A 21,443-nucleotide genomic window follows, 5' to 3' on the forward strand; every position below is an offset into this window, starting at 1 on the left:
GACCTCGCCATGGTCGTTCCGTCGCGGTGACGGACCATGGGGACTATGCAGATTCTTATCGAGGCCTCCGCGCTTCCCGGTCGCGCGTGCGGGCCGGACTCCGACTTTCCCGGATTCGAGAACATCTATGTCGGCGTTCAGCGCAAGGACCGGCCCGGTGAGTTGCTCGGGCTCTGCCCCGGGGACGCTCCGGGCACTTCCTGGATTCTGGAGTGTGCGGCGAAAACGACGGCGGACGGGGTCGCCGTCTCGGGGCCGTACATCCAGAATCGGCTGGGCGGGCGGTTCGTCTATCTGTCCTGGGGAACCGTGGACGAGGCCGGGCTCTTCTCCATGTTCCGGCGCGCCAAGCTGATGTTCAGCGACATCGAGCCCGAGGTCCTCGAAGCCGCCGCGCGCTCCGGGCAGCTCACCGGGCGACTGGGGCTGACCGATGAGAAGGGGCAGCCGCTGTGCGGCCGGGTGCGGCCGCCGCTGATCTCGTGGAGCGCCACGGGCGGCGAGTGACCCCCGGAGCCGACACCGCCCGCACCGGGCCCAGGGGGGGTGGGCCCGGCGGGGGCGGGTGCCGTAGGGGCGGGGATCCGTCCCGTGGGGGGGGTGTCTTGCGTGTGCCCGGCTCACGGGAGCGCATACGTGTGACGTACGTCACACTCGCTGCAGGCTCTCGCCGAACCTGGAGTTCTCGACCTCACCCGATCGGCACCCGGTCCGGGAGTACGGACCGAACGGCCCAGTCGCACCGCCGTGACCTGCGAGGACTCCCGACGGCAAGAGTGCCGCGCCGGTCCGTACGAGTGAAAGCTGACCTGGCGTCAGAAGGCATGCGGTGCCGGACGCCCGTTAGGTCGGGGGCAGGACACAACCGCTCGCGCCGTCTGCCCGGAGGATCCCCATGCGCAGTCCTGCCCGCCTCATGACCGGCACCGCCACCGCCGCGGCCACCGTCATAGCGCTCGGTCTCACCGCCGCCCCGTCCGCGTACGCAGGCGACGACTTCGGCCGGCTGGAGATCACCCCCGCCACCGCTCCGCCCGGCGCCAAGGTCACCGTGAACACCACCGCCTGCGGCCCCAAGGGCTCCGGCATCGGTGACGCCAACTCCCTGGACGCCGGGGACTTCGAGGTCCGCCACGGGACGCACAAGGAGGTGCTCGTCGGCCAGTTCACCGTGCCGCACGACACCCGGCCAGGCGTCTACGAGATCGTCGTCTCCTGCGACAACGGCAAGGACGCCGTCGGCGACCTCAAGGTGATCGGCGGCGGCAAGCACGACAGGCCCGACCACGACCGGCCGTCCGGCCACGTACGGACCGGGGTCGGCGGCAGCGTCGAGCCGAACTCCACGCAGGTCGCCCTCGGCGTCGGCGTGGTCGGCATGGCGGCCGTCGGCGGTCTGTGGCTGCTGCGCCGCCGGACCGAGCCCACCGACGGCAACTGAGGCCAGGGCCGCAAGCCCCGGAGAGCCGCAGGCCCCGGCCGGCTGAGGCCAGGGCCGCAGACCCCGAAGAGCCGCAGGCACCGGGCCCCGGCCTGCGGCCCCCGGCCCACCGCCCCGGGGAGCGAGGAGCCGCACCGCTCCCCCGCACCGACCCGAGCCGGGCGCGTCCCCGGGCGCGTCCGGCCCGCCTCGGTCCACCACCCCCGACCCGAAACCCGCCAGGCTCCCGAGACCCACCGGAGCACCGGCTGACGAGGACGGCGAACGTGTCCCAGAGCGCGCAGAAAGCCCGCGGCTGGCTGGTGGGCATCGCCGTGCTGTGCGGTATCTGGCTCGTCCAGAACGGCTCCGGCGAGCAGCTCATCCCGCCGCAGCCCTCCGGCGCCCAGGCCTTCGCCGCCGGGCCTCAGCTCCAGCCCGGCTCCCCGGTCGCCGAACCGCTGCGCCCCTCCGACCCGGTCCGCATCCGGATTCCGAGCATCGACGTCGACGCGCCCATGATGCGGCTGGGTCTCGGCGCCGACGGCAGCCTGGACGTGCCGCCGGACGAGGACCGCAACCTCGCGGGCTGGTACGCGGACGGCGTCCCGCCCGGCGCCCAGGGCACCGCCATCGTCGCCGGGCATGTCGACAACGCCGACGGGCCCTCCGTCTTCTACGCCCTCGGCGCCCTCACCAAGGGCACCCGCGTCGAGGTCGTCCGCGAGGACGGACGCACCGCGGTCTTCTCGATCGACGCCATCGAGGTGTACGACAACGAGGACTTCCCCGACCAGCGCGTCTACGGCGACTCCCCGCACGCCTCGCTGCGGCTGATCACCTGCGGCGGCGGCTTCTCCAAGGAGACCGGCTACCAGGGCAACGTGGTGGCCTACGCCCATCTCACCGACGTGCGGTGAGCCCCAATACGGCGGCTATGCCGTCCACTGGTCGTAGCCCAGCTTCGCCACCAGCGAGAACACCACCGTCAGCAGCACCGCCCGGACGAAGCCGCTCCCCCGGCTCAGCGCCATCCGCGCCCCCGCCATCGCGCCCGCCAGGTTGAAGAGGGCCATCAGCGCCGCCAGCTGCCACAGGACCGTGCCCTGGTACGCGAACATCGCCAGCGCTCCCGCGTTCGTGCACACATTGACGATCTTGGCGGTGGCCGAGGCCGTCACCAGGTCCAGGTGGAGTACGGCGGTGAGCGCGAGCACCAGGAAGGTGCCGGTGCCCGGGCCGAAGAGGCCGTCGTAGAAGCCGATCCCGCCGCCGACCAGCACGATCGCGGTGACGATCCGGGCCCGGGTGACCGGCCGCGCGTCGGTGTCGCCCGCCGCCGCCGTGCCGAACGACGGGCGCAGCAGGACGAACGCCGCGACCCCGAGCAGCGCCACCATGATCACCGGGCGCAGCACCTCGCTGCTGATCCCGGCGGCGAAGAACGCCCCGGTCATCGACCCGGCGAGCGCCATCAGCCCCACCCGTACCGCCAGCCCCACCTTGACCGGGGCTCTGCGGACGTACGTGATCGCGGCGCCCGAGGTGCCGACGATCGCGACGGCCTTGTTGGTGCCGAGGACATGGGCGGCCGGTACGTTCGGCAGGCCGAGCAGCAGCGCCGGCAGGAGGAGCAGCCCGCCGCCGCCCACCACCGCGTCGATCCAGCCCGCGGCGGCCGCGGCCAGGCAGAGGAGGATCAGGGTGGTGAGGGTGATGTCGGGCATGGACCCGACATTAAGGGGGCCCTCGGCGCCGGAACTCACAGGGGCCGCCGGCCGGCGCTGAGCGCACGGTTCCGCCCGGGAAACCGGCGGGATGCGGCTGGGTAACACCCGCCGCGCATGCTCCTGGCCATGAGGAAGAAGACGGAGAGTGCCGCGCCCGTCGTGGTGATCGGCGCCGGGATGGCCGGCGCCCGGCTCGCCGCGCGGGTCCCCGGGGCCACCGTCGTCGGCGAGGAGCGGCACGCCCCGTACAACCGGGTGCTGCTGGCCGACGTGCTGGCCGGGCGGTACGACCCGGACGTCATCGCGCTGCCGGCCACCGAGGTGCGGCGCGGCGTGCGGGCGGTCCGGATCGACCGGGCCGACCGGCTGGTCCACTGCGACGACGGCAGCGTCCTGCGCTACGGGCGGCTGGTCCTGGCCACCGGATCCAACCCGGTGCTCCCGCCGCTGCGCGGGCTCGGCGCCACCCTGCCGGACGGCGTCCACCCGTTCCGTACGCTCGACGACGCCCTGGCCCTGCGCGCCGCCGTACGTTCCGGAGTGCGCGCGGTCGTCATCGGCGGCGGGCTCCTCGGAGTGTCGGCCGCCCGCGCGCTCGCGGAGTGCGGCGCGCAGGTGGTCCTGGCCCAGCAGGGCGAGCACCTCATGGAGCGCCAGCTCGACCCGGAGGCGGCCGCCCTGCTGCGCGGCCACCTCGAAGCGCTCGGGGTGGAGGTGCACACCGAGTGCCGGGTGCGCGGGCTGCGCTGCACGACCATGGCGACCGGAGAGTCCGTACGGGCCGTCCAGCTCGCCGACGGGTACGAGCTCGCCGCCGACCTGACCGTGCTGGCCTGCGGGGTCCGGCCCCGGACCGGACTCGCACGGGCCGCCGGACTGGAGGTCCGCAAGGGGATCGTGGTCGACGACGAACTGCGCACCTCGGACCCGTACATCCACGCCCTCGGCGACTGCGCCGAGCACCGCGCCACGCTCTACGGGCTCGCCGGCCCCGCGCTGGAACAGGCCGACGTGCTGGCCGAGGTACTGGCCGGCCGGCCGGCCCGCTACGAAGGCACCCGGGCCCTGACCCGGCTCTCGCTGCGCGCCGGGAGCCGCGCCCGAGGCACCGAAGGCCCCGGCCCGCTCGACGGGCTCGACCTCGCCGCCTTCGGCGAGGCCCGTCCGCTGCCGGGCGACGACGTGATCCGGCTGGCCGACGGCACCCGGGGCGCGTACCGCACGGTCGTCGTCCGGGACGGCCGGCTGGCCGGCGGGGTGCTCCTGGGCGACCTCGGCGCGGTCGCCGGACTCGCCCGTACCTGGCAGGACGACGAACCGCTGCCGCCCGCCATGTCCCTGCTCCACCTGCTCACCGACGACGGAGGCCACTGAGATGCCGGACACCACCATGCCGGAGACCACGATCCCGACCACCGCCCCCACCTTCGTCCTCGTCGGGCACGGCATGGTCGGCCAGCGGTTCCTGGAGTCGCTGGCCGCGCGCGGGCTGACGCCGGCCGCCGGGCGGGCCCGGGTCGTCGTGCTCTGCGAGGAGCCGCGGCCCGCCTACGACCGGGTCCAGCTCACCTCGTACTTCGCCGGCCGCACGCCCGGGGAACTCTCGCTCGTGGAACCGGAGTTCATGGCGAAGCACGGCTTCGAGCTGTACGTCGGAGACCCGGCCGAGAGCGTCGACCGTACGGCCCGGACCGTCACCGCGCGCTCCGGGGCGGTGTTCCCGTACGACACGCTGGTGCTGGCGACGGGCTCGTATCCCTTCGTCCCGCCGGTGCCGGGGAAGGATTCCCGGGGCTGCTTCGTGTACCGGACGATCGAGGACCTGCTCGCGATCGAGGAGTACGCGAAGGGCGCCGAGACCGGTGCGGTGGTCGGCGGCGGGCTGCTCGGTCTGGAGGCGGCCGGGGCGCTCAAGGGGCTCGGGCTGCGCACCCATGTGGTGGAGTTCGCGCCCCGGCTGATGCCGGTCCAGGTGGACGAGGGCGGCGGCGCGGCGCTGCTGCGGACCATCGAGAACATGGGTCTCTCCGTTCACACCGGGGTCGGGACGCAGGCGGTCACCGCGGGCGCGGACGGGGCCGTGAACGGAATGGCGCTCTCCGACGGGTCCTCGCTCGCCACGGATCTCGTCGTCTTCTCCGCCGGTGTCCGGCCGCGTGACCAGCTGGCGCGCGACTGCGGGCTCGCGGTCGGTGAGCGCGGCGGGATCGTGGTCGACGAGGAGTGCCGTACGTCGGACCCGGCCGTGTTCGCGATCGGCGAGTGCGCGCTCGCATCGGACGGGCGGGTCTACGGACTGGTCGCGCCGGGTTACGAGATGGCGGAGACGGTGGCCGAGGTGCTCGGCGGCGGTCAGGCCGGGTTCACCGGGGCCGACATGTCGACGAAGCTGAAGCTGCTCGGCGTGGACGTGGCCTCCTTCGGTGACGCGCACGGGAGCGCGGAGGGCTCGCTCGACGTGGTGTACGCCGACTCCCGCTCCGGCGTCTACAAGAAGCTGGTCATCGGCGCGGACGGCACCCTGCTGGGCGGGGTGCTGGTCGGGGACGCCGCCGAATACGGCACGCTGCGGCCGATGACCGGGACCGTCCTGCCGGTCGCGCCGGAGCAGCTGGTGCTGCCGGCCGGAGCGGGCGGGCCGGTGACGCTGGGGCCCTCCGCGCTGCCGGACGACGCCGTCATCTGCTCCTGCCACAACGTGACCAAGGGCGCGATCTGCGAGCACACCACACTGCCCGAGGTGAAGAAGTGCACCCGGGCCGGGACCGGCTGCGGCAGCTGCGTCAAGGTGATCGGGCAGCTGCTGCCGCAGAGCCAGGACACCGGGCTGTGCGGCTGCTTCGCCTACAGCCGCAGCGAGTTGTACGAGATCGTCCGCACCCTGGAGGTCACCTCGTTCACCGCGCTCCTCGACTCGCACGGCCGCGAGGAGGCGCGCGGCGGGGAGGGCTGCGAGGTCTGCAAGCCGACGGTCGGCTCGGTCATCGCCTCGCTCGCGCCGACCATCGGCGCCAGCGGCTACGTCCTGGACGGAGAACAGGCCGCGCTCCAGGACACCAACGACCACTTCCTCGCCAACCTCCAGCGCAACGGCTCCTATTCGGTCGTCCCGCGCATCCCCGGCGGCGAGATCACCCCGGAGAAGCTCATCGTCATCGGCGAGGTCGCCCGCGACTTCGGCCTCTACACGAAGATCACCGGCGGCCAGCGCATCGACCTCTTCGGCGCCCGGGTCGACCAACTGCCGCTCATCTGGACCCGGTTGGTCGACGCGGGCTTCGAGTCCGGGCACGCGTACGGGAAGTCGCTGCGGACGGTCAAGTCCTGTGTCGGGCAGACCTGGTGCCGCTACGGCGTGCAGGACTCCGTGAAGATGGCGATCGACCTGGAGCTGCGCTACCGGGGCCTGCGCTCGCCGCACAAGCTCAAGTCCGCGGTCTCCGGCTGCGCCCGCGAGTGCGCGGAGGCCCGCGGCAAGGACTTCGGGATCATCGCCACGGCCGGCGGCTGGAACCTCTACGTCGGCGGCAACGGCGGGGCCACTCCGCGCCACGCCGATCTGCTGGCGCAGGACCTCTCGGACGCCGAACTGGTGCGGCTCATCGACCGGTTCCTGATGTTCTACATCCGTACGGCGGACCGCCTGGAGCGCACCTCGGCCTGGCTGGAGCGGATCGACGGCGGCCTGGAGCACGTACGGGATGTCGTCGTCCACGACTCGCTGGGGCTCTGCTACGAGTTGGAGAGGCTGATGGCCGACCATGTGTCCGGCTACCGCGACGAGTGGGCCGCGACCATCGACGCCCCGGAGCGGCTGCGGCGGTTCGTGAGCTTCGTCAACGCGCCCGACGCACCCGACCCCTCGGTGAAGTTCGTCCCGGAGCGGGACCAGATCAAACCCGATCTGGAGCTGCTCGCGGGTCCCGTCCTCGCCGTCCGCACCCTCGAAGGGACCCCGTCCTGATGACCACCACCACGCTGAGCACCACCACGCCGGGCACCACGGCCGCCGTCGTCCGGGTCGCGCACGCCGGCGGCTGGCTCACCGTCTGCGACCTGGAGCTGCTGAGCCCGGGGCGCGGTGTCGCGGTGCTGCTGCCGGACGGCGGGCAGGCGGCGCTGTTCCTGGACCGGTCGGGGACGGTGCGGGCGATCTCCAACCGTGACCCGTTCTCCGGGGCGTACGTCCTCTCGCGCGGGCTGCTCGGCTCGGCGGGCGGGCGGCCGTTCGTGGCCTCGCCGCTGCTGAAGCAGCGCTTCGACCTGGAGAGCGGCGGGTGCCTGGACGACGAGGAGGTCTCGGTGCCGGTGTACGCGGTACGGGTGGAGTGAAAGCCGGGCCCTGGCCCCCTGGCGTTCACTCCTGGTTGACGCCTCGTCAACTGCGTACTCCTACAGTCCTGACGCGCGACCCGCCGGTCCGTCCGGAGCGGCGGGCCCTCACTCATCCGTGGAGTGAATCGTGGAACGTCGGACCTTCTTGCGTACGGCGGTGGTCGGCAGCTCGGCGGCGGCCTTCGGCGGCACGCTGTGGCGCGGCGCCGCCTCCGCCGCACCCGCCCAGCCGGCCCCCGGCCCGTACGGCGCGCTGCAGGCGGCCAACGGCAACGGCATCCAGCTGCCGAGCGGCTTCACCAGCCGCATCATCGCCCGGTCGGGCCAGACCGTGGCGAACACCTCCTACCGCTGGCACAGCGCGCCCGACGGCGGTGCGACCTACGCCGACGGGTCGGGCTGGATCTACGTCTCCAACGCCGAGGTGTCGTCCGGCAGCGGTGGCGGGGCGAGCGCGGTGCGGTTCAACTCTTCGGGCACGGTGACGTCCGCGTACCGGATCCTGTCGGGGACGAACATCAACTGCGCGGGCGGCGCGACCCCGTGGAAGACCTGGCTCTCCTGCGAGGAGGTCACCCGGGGCTACGTCTACGAGACCGACCCGTGGGGCGTGAACGCGGCCGTTCGGCGGCCCGCGCTCGGCCGGTTCAAGCACGAGGCGGCGGCCGCCGACCCCGACCACGGGTACATCTACCTCACCGAGGACGAGAGCGACGGCCGCTTCTACCGCTTCCGGCCCGCCACCTGGGGCAACCTGTCGAGCGGCACGCTCCAGGTGCTGGTCGCGGGTACGGGCACCTCCGGGCCGGTGACCTGGGCCAACGTTCCCGACCCGGCGGCCTCCTCGACGCAGACCCGCCACCAGGTCTCCGGCGCCAAGGTCTTCAACGGCGGCGAGGGCTGCTTCTACGCGGCCGGTACCTGCTGGTTCACCACCAAGGGCGACAACCGGGTGTGGGCGTACGACGCGACCACCTCGTCGATCTCGCTGACGTACGACGACTCGCTGGTGACGGGCGGCGCGGCCCCGCTCACCGGCGTCGACAACGTCACCCGGGCCGGCTCCGGCGATCTGTACGTGGCGGAGGACGGCGGCAACATGGAGATCTGCCTGATCACGCCGAACGACACGGTGGCGCCGTTCCTGCGGATCACCGGCCAGTCCTCCTCGGAGATCACCGGCCCGGCGTTCTCACCGGACGGCAAGCGGCTGTACTTCTCCTCGCAGCGCGGCACCAGCGGCAGTTCGTCCGGTGGCATCACGTACGAGGTGACGGGCCCGTTCCGCGGCTGACGCCCTTCGTGTGCGCCGGGGCTCCCCCGTGGCCCCGGCGCACACCCTCGTGATGCGGCCCTTCGTGATGCAGCCCCTCGTGATGCGGCCCCGCGTGATGCGGCCCCGCGTGATGCAGCCCCTCGTGATGCGGCCCCGCGTGATGCAGCCCCTCGTGATGCGGCCCCGCGTGGATCAGCCCTGGCCCTCGACGGCTGCCTGGTCCATCCACATGACCTCCCAGATGTGGTGGTCGGGGTCCTGGAACGAGCGGCCGTACATGAAGCCCATGTCCTGCGTCTCGCCCGCCGGGGACCCGCCGGCCGCCAGCGCCGCGTCGGCGATCTCGTCGACCTTCGCGCGGCTGTCGGCGCTCAGGGCGAGGATGACCTCGGTCGTCTTCGAGGCGTCCGCGATGTCCTTCTTGGTGAAGTCCTTGAAGCGCGGCTCCGTCAGCAGCATGACGAAGATCGTGTCGCTGATGACCACACACGCGGTCTTGTCGTCGCTGAACTGCGGGTTGATGCCGTAGCCGAGCTTCTCGTAGAACCCCTTCGAGGTCTCCAGGTCCGTCACCGGCAGGTTCACGAAAATCATCTGAGCCATGGTCGTTGCCTCTTCCTCTGTCCTTCGGGCTGCCCCGTGGGCGCTGTCGAAGGGGTAGACGGCGGGGTCGCCCGGAACTCATCGCCGTCTGCGCGACGAGTTTCCGACCACTTCCGGCGACCGCCCCTCAGGAGTCTCCCGGCGGCGCCCCTCAGGACAGCGCGAGCGGCGCCCCGCCCCGGAGCAGCGAACCGCCCAGCGGCGTCAGCGTGTGGAGCACCGAGCTGCCGTGGCGCAGGGTGAGGACCAGGCCCGCCTCGCGCAGCACGGAGGCGTGCTGGCTCGCCGAGGCGAGCGACACCCCGGCGCGGCGGGCCAGTTCGCTGGTCGTGCAGCCGTTGCCTATGGACTGCAGGACGGCGGAGCGGGTGTGGCCCACGAGGCGGCCGAGCCAGGGTCCGGGCTCGGCGAACTCCGGGGCGCCGGGGTGGGTGACCGGGTAGACGAGGACGGGCGGGAGCGCCGGGTCGCGGTAGACGACCGGCGTGCCCCGGCAGAAGAACGAGGGCTGGAGCAGCAGCCCGCGCCCGTCGAGATACAGGTCGCGGTCGACGGGGTAGTCCGCCTCCAGCACCGGCGCCCGCCACCGGATCATCGGCGGCAGGGTGGCCAGCAGCCCGTCGGTGCCGCCGTCCAGGAGCGCGCGGCCCCGCACGGCCCGGTCGGCCTCGATGGAGGCCCGGATGTGCGGCCAGTACGGCTCGACGGCGGCGTCGTGGTAGCTGCGCAGGGCGCCGATGAGCCGGGCCAGCGGCTCGGCGCGGCCCTCGGAGAGTGCGGCGGGCAGCGCGGCGGTGATCCGGCCGGCGCCGGCGTCCGGGCCCGCGGGTCCCAGGCCGCCGCGCTGCCGCCGCCGGCCGGCGGCCATCAGGTCCAGCTCGCGGCGGATGCGGTCGGCGGGCGTGTCGCGCAGGGCCTCCATTCCCACGTCGAGCCCGAAAGGCTCGGCGCCTTCCTGCGAGGGCGTCAGGAAATCCGGGAAATATCCGCGGGGCGGGACGACCGCCGCCAGCAGTTGTGCTTCACCATTCAACCGCGCCCGTGTTTCGCTCCGCCATTTCCCGAAGACCGTCGAAGCCCGCCGGTCTCTCAGCCGATGAAAACTGAGAATCGTTTCCCACAACGCGTCCGGTCTCGTGGCCATCCGCACCCGCGAAAGGTCCAGCCTGGACACATGGATCCGCAGCACTACCGCCCCCACCTGTTGCATCCGCAATTGCCCCCACCGAAGGGTATGCGGACCGTCACAGGAGGTCACCACGGGGTTTCGGCCAGAAGTGAAACGTCTCGCCCCGTTCCGCTTCAGCCGAAAAGCTGTACGACGTCGGGTACGCATCCGGTGCCCGCCGGATGAGCACGTGAAGGCCGTGGGGGGCTTTGTGTGTTCGGCGGCGGCGGGCGACGGTGCGGCTCCGTACCCGGCGGGGGTAAGCCGGGTGCGGTCCATGGGTGGGGATCCATGGACCGCACCCCGGTCCACCCGATGGCTACCCACACTTCTTTGCGCATTAAACGAAGCAATGTGTGCTACGACACATCGGTAGCGCGTATTCCGCTACGGGCGGTCTTCCGGCGACGCCCACCACATATTCCGCGGGCAAGGCGAAGCGGCGGCACCCCCGCACAGGGTGCCGCCGCTTCTCGGTGTTCCGGGGATCCGACCGGGATGGCGGGCCGGTGAGGGACCCGGCCCAATTCCCTTATAAATTCCCGGAGTTGGTCACTCGTACCGCATCAGCGGCTGTCGCTCCCGCGCGACTGCGCCGCCGCCCGGCCCGCCTCCAGACGGGCCACCGGGATCCGGAACGGCGAGCAGGAGACGTAGTCGAGGCCCACCTCGTGGAAGAAGTGCACCGACTCCGGGTCACCGCCGTGCTCACCGCAGACGCCGAGCTTGAGGTCCGGGCGGGTGGCCCGGCCGGCCTCCACGGCGCTGCGGACGAGCGAGCCGACGCCGTCCTTGTCGATCGTCTCGAACGGCGAGACCCCGAAGATGCCCTTCTCCAGGTATGCGGTGAAGAACGAGGCCTCCACGTCGTCGCGGGAGAAGCCCCACACCGTCTGGGTCAGGTCGTTGGTGCCGAACGAGAAGAACTGCGCGGCCTCGGCGATCTGGGCCGCCGTCAGCGCGGCGCGCGGGAGCTCGATCATGGTGCCGATGGTCAGCTTCAGGTCGGTGCCGGTGGCCGCCTGGACCTCGGCGATGACCCGGTCGGCCTCCTCGCGGACGATCTCCAGCTCCTGGACCGTGCCGACGAGCGGGATCATGATCTCGGCGCGCGGGTCGCCCTTGGCGTTCTTGCGCTGCGCGGCCGCCTCGGCGATCGCCCGTACCTGCATGGCGAACAGACCGGGGATGACCAGGCCCAGGCGCACCCCGCGCAGACCCAGCATCGGGTTCTGCTCGTGCAGCTTGTGGACCGCCTGGAGCAGGCGCAGGTCGTTCTCGTTGGCGTCCTTGCGGGACTCCGCGAGCGCCACGCGCACCGACAGCTCGGTGATGTCCGGCAGGAACTCGTGGAGCGGCGGGTCCAGCAGCCGTACGGTGACGGGCAGGCCGTCCATCGACTCGAACAGCTCGATGAAGTCGGCCTTCTGGAGCGGGAGCAGGGCGGCGAGAGCGGTCTCGCGCTCGTCGTCGGTGTCCGCCAGGATCAGCTTCTCGACCATCTCGCGGCGCTCACCGAGGAACATGTGCTCGGTACGGCAGAGCCCGATGCCCTGCGCACCGAAGCGGCGGGCGCGCAGCGCGTCCTCGGCGTTGTCCGCGTTGGCCCGCACCCGCAGCCGGCGCACCCGGTCCGCGTACGCCATGATCCGGTGCACGGCGGCGACCAGCTCGTCGGCGTCGTCGGCGCCCGCGTGCATCCGGCCCTCGAAGTACTCGACGACCGGCGACGGTACGACGGGTACCTCGCCCAGGTAGACCTTGCCGGTGGAGCCGTCGATCGAGACGAGGTCGCCCTCCTCGATCACCTTGCCGCCGACCGTCATCCGGCGGCGCTTGGTGTCGACCTCCAGGTCCTCGGCGCCGCAGACACAGGTCTTGCCCATGCCGCGCGCCACGACCGCCGCGTGCGAGGTCTTGCCGCCGCGCGAGGTCAGGATGCCCTCGGCGGCGATCATGCCTTCGAGGTCGTCGGGGTTGGTCTCGCGGCGGATCAGGATGACCTTCTCGCCGGAGCGGGACCACTTGATCGCGGTGTACGAGTCGAAGACGGCCTTGCCGACCGCCGCACCCGGCGAGGCGGCGATGCCCCGGCCGAGCAGCTCGGTCTTCGCCTCGATGTCGAAGCGCGGGAACATCAGCTGCGCGAGCTGGGCGCCGTTGACGCGCTGGAGCGCCTCGGCCTCGTCGATCAGCCCCTGGTCCACGAGCTGGGTGGCGATCCGGAAGGCGGCACCGGCGGTGCGCTTGCCGACCCGGGTCTGGAGCATCCAGAGCTGGCCGCGCTCGATGGTGAACTCGATGTCGCAGAGATCCTTGTAGTGGTTCTCCAGCGTCTCCATGATCTGCATGAGCTGGTCGTACGACTTCTTGTCGATCGACTCGAGATCGGCGAGCGGCACCGTGTTGCGGATACCGGCGACGACGTCCTCGCCCTGCGCGTTCTGGAGGTAGTCACCGTAGACGCCCTGGTGGCCGCTGGCCGGGTCGCGGGTGAAGGCGACGCCCGTACCGGAGTCGGGGCCGAGGTTGCCGAAGACCATCGAACAGACGTTGACCGCGGTGCCGAGGTCGCCGGGGATGCGCTCCTGGCGGCGGTAGAGCTTGGCGCGGTCGGTGTTCCACGAGTCGAAGACCGCGTTTATGGCCAGGTCCATCTGCTCCCGCGCGTCCTGCGGGAACTCGCGTCCGGCCTGGTCCTGGACGATCTTCTTGAACTGCTTGACCAGCTTCTTCAGGTCGGCCGCGGCCAGGTCGGTGTCGACCGTGACCTTCTTGGCCGTCTTGGCGTCCTCCAGCGCCTCCTCGAAGAGGTCGCCGTCGACGCCGAGCACGGTCTTGCCGAACATCTGGATGAGGCGCCGGTAGGAGTCCCAGGCGAAGCGCTCGTCGCCGGACTGGGTGGCGAGGCCGGCCACCGAGGCGTCGGAGAGGCCGATGTTGAGGACCGTGTCCATCATGCCGGGCATGGAGAACTTGGCACCGGAGCGTACGGAGACCAGCAGCGGGTCGTCCGCCTGGCCGAGCTTCTTGCCCATCCGCTCTTCCAGCGCGGTGAGGTGCGCACTCACCTCGTCGCGCAGCGCCTTCGGCGCCTGCCCGCTCTCCAGGTAGACCTTGCACGCCTCGGTGGTGATGGTGAAGCCCGGAGGGACGGGCAACCCGAGGTTGGTCATCTCGGCGAGGTTGGCACCCTTGCCGCCCAGAAGATCCTTCAGATCCTTGTTGCCCTCGGTGAAGTCGTAGACGAACTTCTGAGGACCTTTGTTTTCCGACACGGGTCTCGACTCCTCGAGGACGCGGTGGCTGCCCTGACGGCGAGGAACATACCCAGATCGAAGGTGTATGGGTACGTCCACTTGGTCGTCATACGGCCGCAACCACCCGTCCGCCAGCAGATCCAAAGAAAGTCTCCGGCGGGCGGGACGCGGCTCTCCGTTCAGCTCTTGAAGGCAGCATGGCCATTTCTTGACCCTCAGCTCTCATGTGAGCGGACTACTCCGCACCTGAGTGCACCTCTCGAAGACTGCCACCTGGCACTGAGTGCCAGGTCTTCCAGAAGTGCAGCCACCGCTATATCGCTCATCTGAGCGCACCCCCGATCAAGGGTGGCGCGAATCACGCTGGTTCCGGACCCTGAGTTTCAGGATTCGGACGCCTCGGAGATGTCTCAAGGACGTCTCAGGCAGTCGGCGAGCACCCCGATGTCCACTTCTTCCAGGCTACGGGCGAACGTCCGCGCCCGCCCCGGGGCCACCGGGAGCAGCGACGGAACCACCAGGACCGCGCACCCGGCGGCATCGGCGGAGGCGGTGCCGTCCGGGGAGTCCTCCACCGCCACGCAGGCGGCGGGATCGGCGGCGAACCGCTCGGCGGCCGCGCGGTACGGATCAGGGTGCGGCTTGGTCCGTACGGTGTCGTCGGCGGAGAGCGTGAAGGCGAAGTCCACCCCGGCCAGCGACCCGGCCACCACCGCGTCCACCACGCTCCGGGGCGAGGCGCTGACCAGCGCGAACGGCACTCCGGCGGCTTCGAGTGAGGCGAGCAGCTCGGCGGCTCCGGGGCGGAGCGGGGCGCCCGCGTCGACCTTGCGGAAGAAGGAGTCGGTCAGTTCGGCGGCGGTACGGGGAAGGGTTGAAGAGTCGCCGCCGGTGACCCCGATCAGATGAGCGGCGGTGTCGGCGACGGCCCGGCCGACGACCTCCGGCGCGTCGGCGTCGGTCAGCCGGTGGCCGAGCCCGGCCGCGACCTCACGGGCCGTCTCCCACCAGAGCACCTCGGTGTCGACGAGGGTGCCGTCCATGTCGAAGAGGACGGCGGCGGGGGCGGTTGTCTTCACGCGTTCACCTTGCCACCGGAGGCCGCGGCATCGGGTGCCGCCGTCTCCCGTACGGGCACGACCAGCACCGGCCGGCGGACCGGCGTGACCCGGGCCCGTACGCCGGGAGCCAGCTCCGTGGCGTCCCGGGACGGGAGGTCGGCCTTGACCGCGACGCCGTCCGGGAGGTCGAGGAGGACCCGGGTGACCGAGCCGAGGAAGGCGGCGGAGACGACCGTGGCCGTACCGTCCGCGTCGGCGCTGACGCCGATGCTCTCGGGGCGGATGAGGACGTCGACCGGGCCTCGGCCCGCCGGGATCTCCCCGTCGACCGGGAGCACGGCACCCGCCACCTCCACCGAACCGTCCCCGGTCAGCCGGCCCGGCACCCGGTTCATGGTGCCGACGAACTCGGCGACGAACGGCGTGGCCGGGCGCTCGTACAGCTCGGCCGGTGGTGCGCACTGCTCCAGGCGGCCCGCGTTGAGGACGGCGACCCGGTCGGCCATGGAGAGGGCCTCCTCCTGGTCGTGGGTGACGAAGATGGTGGTGATCCCGAGCGCCAGCTGGAGGCGGCGGATCTCCTCGCGCAGCGTGAGCCGGACCTTGGCATCGAGTGCCGAGAGCGGCTCGTCCAGGAGGAGGACGCGGGGGCGCAGGGCGAGGGCGCGGGCCAGGGCCACGCGCTGCTGCTGGCCGCCGGACATCTGGTGCGGGAAGCGGTCGCCGTGGTCGGGCAGTCCGACGAGTTCGAGCAGCTCATGGGCGGAGGCGTGTCGCTCGGCCGTGGCGACACCGCGCATCCGGGGGCCGAAGGCGACGTTGTCGCGGGCGTTGAGGTGCGGGAAGAGGCTGTAGGACTGGAAGACCATCCCGGCGTCGCGCCGGTTGGCGGGGACCGGGGTGATGTCCTCGCCGTCGACGAGGACCTCGCCGGAGTCGGGCTGCTCGAACCCGGCGAGGACCCGGAGCGCGGTGGTCTTGCCGCAGCCGGAGGGGCCGAGGAGCGCGAGGAGCTCGCCGGGTTGGGCGGTGAGGTCGAGGCCGTCGAGAGCGACGGTGGGGCCGAACGCCCGGCGCAGGGAGCGGAACTCCACCCGGGCTCCGGTGGCGGCCCGGCCTTCCCGCGCGGCGGCTTCGGCCGGCTCGGGGCGGGGGGCGGCGGTGGGCAGGGCTGACATGGGTGGCTACTCCTTGCCGGGTACGGAAGGTGCGGAAGGTACGGGAGTGGGGGTGGCGGCGGTTCCGCTTCCGGCTCCGGCCCCGGCTCCGGCGGCCGGGGTCACCGTGGTCGGACCGGCAGGGGGCACCGTGGCCGGACCGGCCGGGGTCACCGTGGCCGGACCGGCCGGGATCACCGTGGCCGGACCGGCCGGGATCGCGGTGGCGGAGGCGGACGAACCGGTTCCGGCGCGGGAGAGGATGAGTAGCAGGGCCCAGGTGATGAGGAGCGAGAGCAGCGAGACGGCGACCGACATCCGGGCCTCGGCACCGGAGACGGTGACGATCCACACCGCGAAGGGCCGGAAGCCCAGCAGCGAGGCGACCGTGTACTCACCGAGCACCAGCGCCAGGGTCAGGAACGAGGCCCCGGCGAGCGAGGAGCGCAGGTTGGGCAGGATGACGCTGACGATCACCTGCAGCCGGCTCGCCCCGCAGTTCCGGGCCGCCTCCACCAGCGTGGGCACGTCCACGGCCCGCAGCCCCGCGTCCAGCGAGCGGTGCACGAACGGCAGCGCCAGCACGGTGTAGGCGAGGACCAGCACCACCGGGAACGACTCGTTCTGGACGGCCAGGAAGGTCTGGTAGAGCGGGGTCCGCGAGAAGTGGTCGGGCCCCCAGCGCAGCACGGTGGCGATCCCGGTGACCAGCGCGATCGGCGGCACCACCAGCGGCAGCATGCAGACGATCTCCACGACGGCCCGCAGCCGGGGCGGTCCGAGCCGCACCGCGACCAGCGCCGGAACGACGAGCAGCAGGGCGAGCGCGATGGTGGCGGCGGCGAGCGAGAGCGAGAGGAAGAGGCTCTCGGTGAAGCCGTCGGCGGACAGGATGCCGCTGTACGCCTCGAAGGTGAGGCCCTGGTTCGGTACGTGGACCGTGAAGACGAACGAGGAGATGAGCGGGGTGATGAAGTACAGCCCGGCGACGGCCAGGACGGCTCCACGCCAGTAGCGCGGGCGCGGACGGCGGGCGGTCTTCACCGGGACGGGCGCCTCGGTGGCCGGGGCGGCGGTGGTCAGTGCAGCCATCGGGAGCTCCGTCGCTGGAGGGGCAGGTAGACCGCCATCACCAGTCCGGCGATCACGATCATGTCGAGGCTCAGCGCCAGGGCCACGTTCTCCTGGCCGACCAGGACGTTCCCGGAGAGCGCGTCGGCGATCTTCAGGGTGACCAGCGGTACGGAGCCGCCGACGAGGGCGGCGGCCGTGGCGTGCGCGGCGAAGGCGCTACCGAAGAGGAGGACGAACCCGCCGAGCAGCGAGGGTGCCAGCACCGGCAGTCCGACGTACCGCCAGAACTGCCAGGCGGTGGCGCCGTTGTTGCGGGCGGCCTCGCGCCACTGCGGGCGCAGTCCGTCCAGCGCCGGGACGACGACGATCACCATGAGTGGGATGAGGAAGTAGAGGTAGATGACGGTGAGCCCGGTGAAGGAGTAGAGGTTCCAGCCGAGCGCGTCCAGGTGGCCGAGCTGCGTGACCACACCGGAGATGCCGAGGGTGGCGACGAAGGCGAAGGCCAGCGGGATGCCGCCGAAGTTGGCGAGCACCCCGGAGGCGGTGAGCACGGCCCCGCGCAGCGCGCCGCGCCGGGAGGTGACGACGGCCTGGGCGATGAGGACGCCGAAGACGGTGGCGATGGCTGCGGTCAGCGCGGAGAGTTCGACGCTGCCGGTGAGCGAGGTGAGGTAGGGCCCCTGGAGCGAGCGCTGGAGGTGTTCGCCGGTGAACTCGGTGGTGCCGGCGACCGGGTCGGTACGGGTGACGGCCCCGTACAGCAGGGCGCCGGCGGGCAGTCCGAAGCAGAGCCCGGCGAAGACGAGCAGCGGGAGCGCGCCGAACCAGGCCCGGGGCGCCCGCCGGCGGCGGCGCGTACGGCCGTCGGCCCTGCGGCCTTCGGCCTTCCGGCCGGCCTTCGCGGGGGCCGCCCCGGGTCCCGGGGCGGCGGACGGGTGGGAGGCGGTCATCAGGAGACGGCCTTGTCCCAGTTCTCGGAGAGCGTGGCGTTGGCCTGGTCCAGCTCCTCGGAGGAGGGGAAGGTCGGGGTGCCCTCGACGGCCGGAAGCTTGGAGACGAAGGTCTTGTCGACCGTGCCGTCCTCGGTCATCGCGGGCAGCATCACCGGGCGGGCGTACCCCTTCAGCCACAGGTTCTGGCCCTCGGCGCTGTACAGGTACTCCATCCACAGGCGGGCGGCCGCCGGGTGCGGGGCGTCCTTGTTGATGGCCTGCGAGTAGAACTGGGCGTAGACGCCGTCCTTCGGTACGGAGACCTTCCAGTCGACGCCCTTGGACTTGAACTGGTCGGCGTACCCGGCGTTCAGGTAGTCCCAGTCGATGCTGATCGGCGTCTCACCCTTCTCGACGGTCGCCGGGGTGGACTCGACGGGGATGAAGTTGCCGCTCTTCTTCAGCTTGCCGAAGTAGTCGATGCCGGGCTGGATGTCCCCGAACGAGCCCTTGTTGGCCAGGGACGCCGCGTAGACACCGCCGAACGCGGAACCGGACTTGGTCGGGTTGCCGTTGAGGGCGACCTTGCCCTTGTACTCGGGCTTCAGCAGGTCCGCGAAGGTCTCGGGGCAGGTCTTGATGCGGGCGGCGTCGCAGCCGATGGAGACGTAGCCGCCGTAGTCGTTGTACCAGCGGCCGTCGGCGTCCTTCTGGCTGTCGGGGATCTTGTCCCAGGTGGCGACCTTGTACGGGGCGAAGAGGTTCTCGGCGGCGCCGCTGCGGGCGAAGGCGATGCCGAGGTCGAGGACGTCGGGGGCGCGCTTCTGCCCCTTGCGGGACTTGACGGCGGCTATCTCGTCGGAGCTGGAGCCGTCCGGGTTCTCGCTCTTGATCTTGATCTTGTACTTGGCCTGGAAGCTCTTGATGATCTCGCCGTAGTTCGCCCAGTCCGGCGGCAGGGCGATCACGTTCAGCTCGCCCTCCTTCTCGGCGGCGGCGACCAGCTTCTCCAGCCCGCCGAAGTCGGCGACCGAGGTGGCCTCGGTGGACTTCACCCCGTTCGCACCGGTCGTGACCTCCTCCTCGGGTGCGGCGCCGCACGCGGTGAGAGCGGTGAGGGCGGCGGTGGAGAGGGCGAGGGCGGCAACGGCACGGCTGTTGGCACGAAGACGGGGACGGGGTCGGGCTCTGCGCACGGTAGGTCTCCCTGAAGCGAAGCGTGAGGGCCACTTGTTCATACAAGCTGGCACCAGTTCGCCCGGGCCAGGTGTCCGGGAAGTTAACGTCCCATGTCTGCTGCCGCAAGAGGGCGGGAAGAGGAAAGCCCACTATTCAGGGGTTGTGGTAGATAACGACCGCGCATCGAAACGCGCTGCGGCGACGCTAGAGTGAGTGGCAGGACCGTGACCGAAGAGCGGACCTGTACACAACACGCGGTTCATATGAAGCCGAGGGGGACGTGTGGGCGCTACGCGCTACCGGGAGATCGCCGAGTCGCTGCGGCACGCCATCCGCACCGGCACCTATCCGCTCGGCTCCCGGCTGCCGTCCGAGAGCGACCTCTCCGCCCGCTGGGAGGTATCGCGCGGCACAGTCCGCCAGGCGGTGGCGCTGCTGGCCTCCGAGGGCCTGATCGGCTCCCGGCAAGGGGCGCGCCGGGTGGTCCTCCGTCAGGAGCGCCGCCAGAGCTTCCAGCAGCTCAACAGCTTCGCGCAGTGGGCGCAGGCGATGGGATGCGAGGTCACCAGCCGCATCCTGACCCGCACGGTGCGGACCGCGACCGACGAGGAGGCGGAGCGCCTGGACGCAGACCCGGGAGCCGAGGTCCTCTACGTACTGCGCCTGCGTCACCTGGACGGCGAGCCGGTGATGGTCGAGCGGACGGTGTACGCGGACTGGGTGGCTCCGGCCGTCCTGGAGCTGCCGGAGGACTGCGTCTCGATCATGGACAGCATCGCGGAGCGCGCGGACATCGTCGCGCACTACGGCGAGCACCTGATCGACGCGGTCGCGGCGGGCAGCGAGGACGCGCGCCTGCTGCGGGTGCGCCGGGCGAGCCCGCTTCTGCGCCAGCGCCATCTGACGTACACGGCGGCGGGCCGGGCCATCGAGTGGACGGACGACCGCTACCGGGCGGGCAGCGTCGTCTTCAACGTGATGAACTCGGCGGGCGCGGCCCCGCTGGAGCGCCGGGCGGGGCCGGACGTACGGGGCTGACCGGCTTCGGGGTGCTCAGTCCGCCTCGTACGCGTACGGACTCAGCCGCCGGAGGTGTCCAGCTCGGCGTCGGCGCTCACACCGGAGCAGTCGTACGGGTCCTTGAGCCAGCCGTCCGGCAGGACGACCCGGTTGTTGCCGGAGGTCCGCCCGCGCGGTCCGTCGGCGCCGTCCGGCCAGGGCTGGTCGAGGTCCAGCTCGTGCAGCTGACCTGCCAGCTCCTCCAGCGAGGAGGTGATGGCCAGCTTCTTGCGCATCTCGGAGCCGACGGCGAAACCCTTGAGATACCAGGCGACGTGCTTACGGAAGTCGATGACGCCCCGCGCCTCGTCACCGATCCACTCCCCCAGCAGCGTCGCGTGCCGCACCATGACGTCCGCGACCTCGCGCAGGGTCGGCGCGTGCCGTTCCGTACGCCCTTCCATGGCGTTGACCAGATCGGCGAAGAGCCACGGCCGCCCGAGGCACCCGCGCCCGACCACGACGCCGTCGCATCCGGTCTCGCGCATCATCCGCAGGGCGTCGTCGGCGCACCAGATGTCGCCGTTGCCGAGGACCGGAATCTCCGGGACGTGCTCCTTGAGCCGCGCGATGGCGTCCCAGTCGGCGATGCCGCCGTAATGCTGAGCGGTGGTCCTGCCGTGCAGGGCGACAGCCGTCACCCCCTCCTCGACGGCGATGCGGCCGGCGTCCAGGAACGTGAGGTGGTCGTCGTCGATGCCCTTGCGCATCTTGATGGTGACGGGCAGGTCCCCGGCGCCCGAGACGGCCTCCTTGAGGATGGCGCGCAGCAAGGGCCGCTTGTACGGAAGCGCGGAGCCGCCGCCTTTGCGGGTCACCTTGGGGACCGGGCAGCCGAAGTTGAGGTCGATGTGGTCGGCGAGGTTCTCCTCCACGATCATGCGGACGGCCTTGCCGACGGTGGCCGGGTCGACCCCGTACAGCTGGATCGAGCGCGGCGTCTCGGTCGCGTCGAAGTGGATGAGCTGCATGGTCTTCTCGTTGCGCTCGACCAGCGCCCGCGTGGTGATCATCTCGCTGACGAACAGCCCCTTGCCGCCGGAGAACTCCCGGCACAGCGTGCGGAACGGGGCGTTGGTGATCCCGGCCATGGGCGCGAGCACCACGGGCGGCTGCACGGTGTGCGGGCCGATACGGAGCTGAGGGAGGGCGGGGGCGAGCGTGGTCATTGCTCCATTGTCGCGTA

General features: G+C 71.6%; 17 protein-coding genes and 1 pseudogene. 8 read left to right on the forward strand and 10 right to left on the reverse strand.

The features are described from left to right. Positions 1 to 45: 45 nt before the first annotated feature. The 3 genes from ACQP09_RS09080 to ACQP09_RS09090 all read left to right on the forward strand — a co-directional run bounded on the left by ACQP09_RS09080 (position 46) and on the right by ACQP09_RS09090 (position 2,340). Entirely contained in the window at positions 46 to 507 is a 462-nt protein-coding gene (locus ACQP09_RS09080) for a DUF5990 family protein (protein WP_433397430.1), read from the forward strand. Between the two features lie 388 nt (positions 508 to 895). Then, complete coding sequence (locus ACQP09_RS09085; protein WP_433397432.1) at positions 896 to 1,441, forward strand: hypothetical protein; 546 nt, start codon at positions 896 to 898, stop codon at positions 1,439 to 1,441. A gap of 266 nt (positions 1,442 to 1,707) precedes the next feature. Beyond that, complete coding sequence (locus ACQP09_RS09090; protein WP_404057707.1) at positions 1,708 to 2,340, forward strand: class F sortase; 633 nt, start codon at positions 1,708 to 1,710, stop codon at positions 2,338 to 2,340. A gap of 15 nt (positions 2,341 to 2,355) precedes the next feature. Here the strand turns inward: ACQP09_RS09090 and ACQP09_RS09095 are convergent, their stop codons facing one another. Further along, positions 2,356 to 3,147 carry a TSUP family transporter gene (locus ACQP09_RS09095; RefSeq protein WP_433397434.1) on the reverse strand — a complete coding sequence of 264 codons (792 nt, stop codon included), beginning with the start codon at positions 3,145 to 3,147 and terminating at the stop codon, positions 2,356 to 2,358. 129 nt (positions 3,148 to 3,276) lie between these two features. On the opposite strand from ACQP09_RS09095, the gene ACQP09_RS09100 reads away from it, so the two are divergent. The 4 genes from ACQP09_RS09100 to ACQP09_RS09115 all read left to right on the forward strand — a co-directional run bounded on the left by ACQP09_RS09100 (position 3,277) and on the right by ACQP09_RS09115 (position 8,779). Beyond that, a complete protein-coding gene (locus ACQP09_RS09100) occupies positions 3,277 to 4,524 on the forward strand; it encodes an NAD(P)/FAD-dependent oxidoreductase (protein WP_433397436.1) in 1,248 nt (415 codons plus the stop codon). Between the two features lie 16 nt (positions 4,525 to 4,540). After that, positions 4,541 to 7,114 (forward strand): nitrite reductase large subunit NirB, encoded by a 2,574-nt coding sequence (gene nirB / locus ACQP09_RS09105; RefSeq protein WP_433406526.1) that lies wholly within the window; start codon positions 4,541 to 4,543, stop codon positions 7,112 to 7,114. After that, on the forward strand, positions 7,114 to 7,482 hold the full coding sequence (gene nirD / locus ACQP09_RS09110; protein ID WP_433397438.1) for a nitrite reductase small subunit NirD: 369 nt from the start codon (positions 7,114 to 7,116) through the stop codon (positions 7,480 to 7,482). Before nirB ends, nirD begins: the two co-directional genes overlap by 1 nt. A 130-nt stretch (positions 7,483 to 7,612) precedes the next feature. Continuing rightward, positions 7,613 to 8,779, forward strand: a complete 1,167-nt coding sequence (locus ACQP09_RS09115) for an alkaline phosphatase PhoX (protein ID WP_404057717.1) — start codon at positions 7,613 to 7,615, stop codon at positions 8,777 to 8,779. Positions 8,780 to 8,953: 174 nt separating this feature from the next. Here the strand turns inward: ACQP09_RS09115 and ACQP09_RS09120 are convergent, their stop codons facing one another. From ACQP09_RS09120 to ACQP09_RS09155, 8 genes and pseudogenes are all read right to left on the reverse strand, one after another. Further along, positions 8,954 to 9,364, reverse strand: a complete 411-nt coding sequence (locus ACQP09_RS09120; RefSeq protein ID WP_399561826.1) for a VOC family protein — start codon at positions 9,362 to 9,364, stop codon at positions 8,954 to 8,956. 151 nt (positions 9,365 to 9,515) lie between these two features. Further along, the gene (locus ACQP09_RS09125; RefSeq protein ID WP_433406528.1) at positions 9,516 to 10,553 is read right to left on the reverse strand and encodes an ArsR/SmtB family transcription factor; all 1,038 of its coding nucleotides are present in this window, start codon (positions 10,551 to 10,553) and stop codon (positions 9,516 to 9,518) included. Between the two features lie 545 nt (positions 10,554 to 11,098). Continuing rightward, positions 11,099 to 13,810, reverse strand: coding sequence for a pyruvate, phosphate dikinase (ppdK, locus tag ACQP09_RS09130; protein ID WP_433397440.1), 2,712 nt, complete (start codon positions 13,808 to 13,810; stop codon positions 11,099 to 11,101). Between the two features lie 392 nt (positions 13,811 to 14,202). Beyond that, on the reverse strand, positions 14,203 to 14,871 hold the full coding sequence (locus ACQP09_RS09135; RefSeq protein ID WP_433397442.1) for an HAD family hydrolase: 669 nt from the start codon (positions 14,869 to 14,871) through the stop codon (positions 14,203 to 14,205). Further along, positions 14,868 to 16,031: an ABC transporter ATP-binding protein gene (locus tag ACQP09_RS09140; RefSeq protein WP_433397444.1), complete on the reverse strand. Its 1,164-nt coding sequence runs from the start codon at positions 16,029 to 16,031 to the stop codon at positions 14,868 to 14,870. Before ACQP09_RS09140 ends, ACQP09_RS09135 begins: the two co-directional genes overlap by 4 nt. A gap of 198 nt (positions 16,032 to 16,229) precedes the next feature. Next, positions 16,230 to 17,102: pseudogene (locus ACQP09_RS09145) on the reverse strand (ABC transporter permease); the annotation flags it as partial. Next, positions 17,090 to 18,037, reverse strand: coding sequence for an ABC transporter permease (locus ACQP09_RS09150; RefSeq protein ID WP_433397446.1), 948 nt, complete (start codon positions 18,035 to 18,037; stop codon positions 17,090 to 17,092). The gene ACQP09_RS09150 and the pseudogene ACQP09_RS09145, both read right to left, overlap by 13 nt. Continuing rightward, positions 18,037 to 19,215 (reverse strand): ABC transporter substrate-binding protein, encoded by a 1,179-nt coding sequence (locus tag ACQP09_RS09155; protein ID WP_433397448.1) that lies wholly within the window; start codon positions 19,213 to 19,215, stop codon positions 18,037 to 18,039. The genes ACQP09_RS09150 and ACQP09_RS09155 overlap by 1 nt, the downstream gene beginning before the upstream one ends. Positions 19,216 to 19,480: 265 nt before the next feature. Here ACQP09_RS09155 and ACQP09_RS09160 point away from each other — a divergent pair, with 265 nt between their 5' ends. After that, positions 19,481 to 20,236, forward strand: coding sequence for a GntR family transcriptional regulator (locus ACQP09_RS09160; protein WP_404057733.1), 756 nt, complete (start codon positions 19,481 to 19,483; stop codon positions 20,234 to 20,236). A gap of 41 nt (positions 20,237 to 20,277) precedes the next feature. Here ACQP09_RS09160 and dusB read toward each other — a convergent pair whose 3' ends face one another. After that, positions 20,278 to 21,426 carry a tRNA dihydrouridine synthase DusB gene (gene dusB / locus ACQP09_RS09165; RefSeq protein ID WP_433397450.1) on the reverse strand — a complete coding sequence of 383 codons (1,149 nt, stop codon included), beginning with the start codon at positions 21,424 to 21,426 and terminating at the stop codon, positions 20,278 to 20,280. Positions 21,427 to 21,443: the final 17 nt, after the last annotated feature.

The sequence above is a fragment of the Streptomyces sp. CA-146814 genome (genome assembly GCF_050942385.1).
Classification (GTDB): Bacteria; Actinomycetota; Actinomycetes; order Streptomycetales; family Streptomycetaceae; genus Streptomyces.

What these genes read in the sequence shown, in the direction of transcription:
- ACQP09_RS09080 (WP_433397430.1), top strand. Translation starts at nt 46, where the DNA reads ATGCAGATTCTTATCGAGGCCTCCGCGCTTCCCGGTCGCGCGTGCGGG.
- ACQP09_RS09085 (WP_433397432.1), top strand. Translation starts at nt 896, where the DNA reads ATGCGCAGTCCTGCCCGCCTCATGACCGGCACCGCCACCGCCGCGGCC.
- ACQP09_RS09095 (WP_433397434.1), bottom strand. Translation starts at nt 3,147, where the DNA reads ATGCCCGACATCACCCTCACCACCCTGATCCTCCTCTGCCTGGCCGCG.
- ACQP09_RS09100 (WP_433397436.1), top strand. Translation starts at nt 3,277, where the DNA reads ATGAGGAAGAAGACGGAGAGTGCCGCGCCCGTCGTGGTGATCGGCGCC.
- nirB (WP_433406526.1), top strand. Translation starts at nt 4,541, where the DNA reads ATGCCGGAGACCACGATCCCGACCACCGCCCCCACCTTCGTCCTCGTC.
- nirD (WP_433397438.1), top strand. Translation starts at nt 7,114, where the DNA reads ATGACCACCACCACGCTGAGCACCACCACGCCGGGCACCACGGCCGCC.
- ACQP09_RS09120 (WP_399561826.1), bottom strand. Translation starts at nt 9,364, where the DNA reads ATGGCTCAGATGATTTTCGTGAACCTGCCGGTGACGGACCTGGAGACC.
- ACQP09_RS09140 (WP_433397444.1), bottom strand. Translation starts at nt 16,031, where the DNA reads ATGTCAGCCCTGCCCACCGCCGCCCCCCGCCCCGAGCCGGCCGAAGCC.
- ACQP09_RS09150 (WP_433397446.1), bottom strand. Translation starts at nt 18,037, where the DNA reads ATGACCGCCTCCCACCCGTCCGCCGCCCCGGGACCCGGGGCGGCCCCC.
- dusB (WP_433397450.1), bottom strand. Translation starts at nt 21,426, where the DNA reads ATGACCACGCTCGCCCCCGCCCTCCCTCAGCTCCGTATCGGCCCGCAC.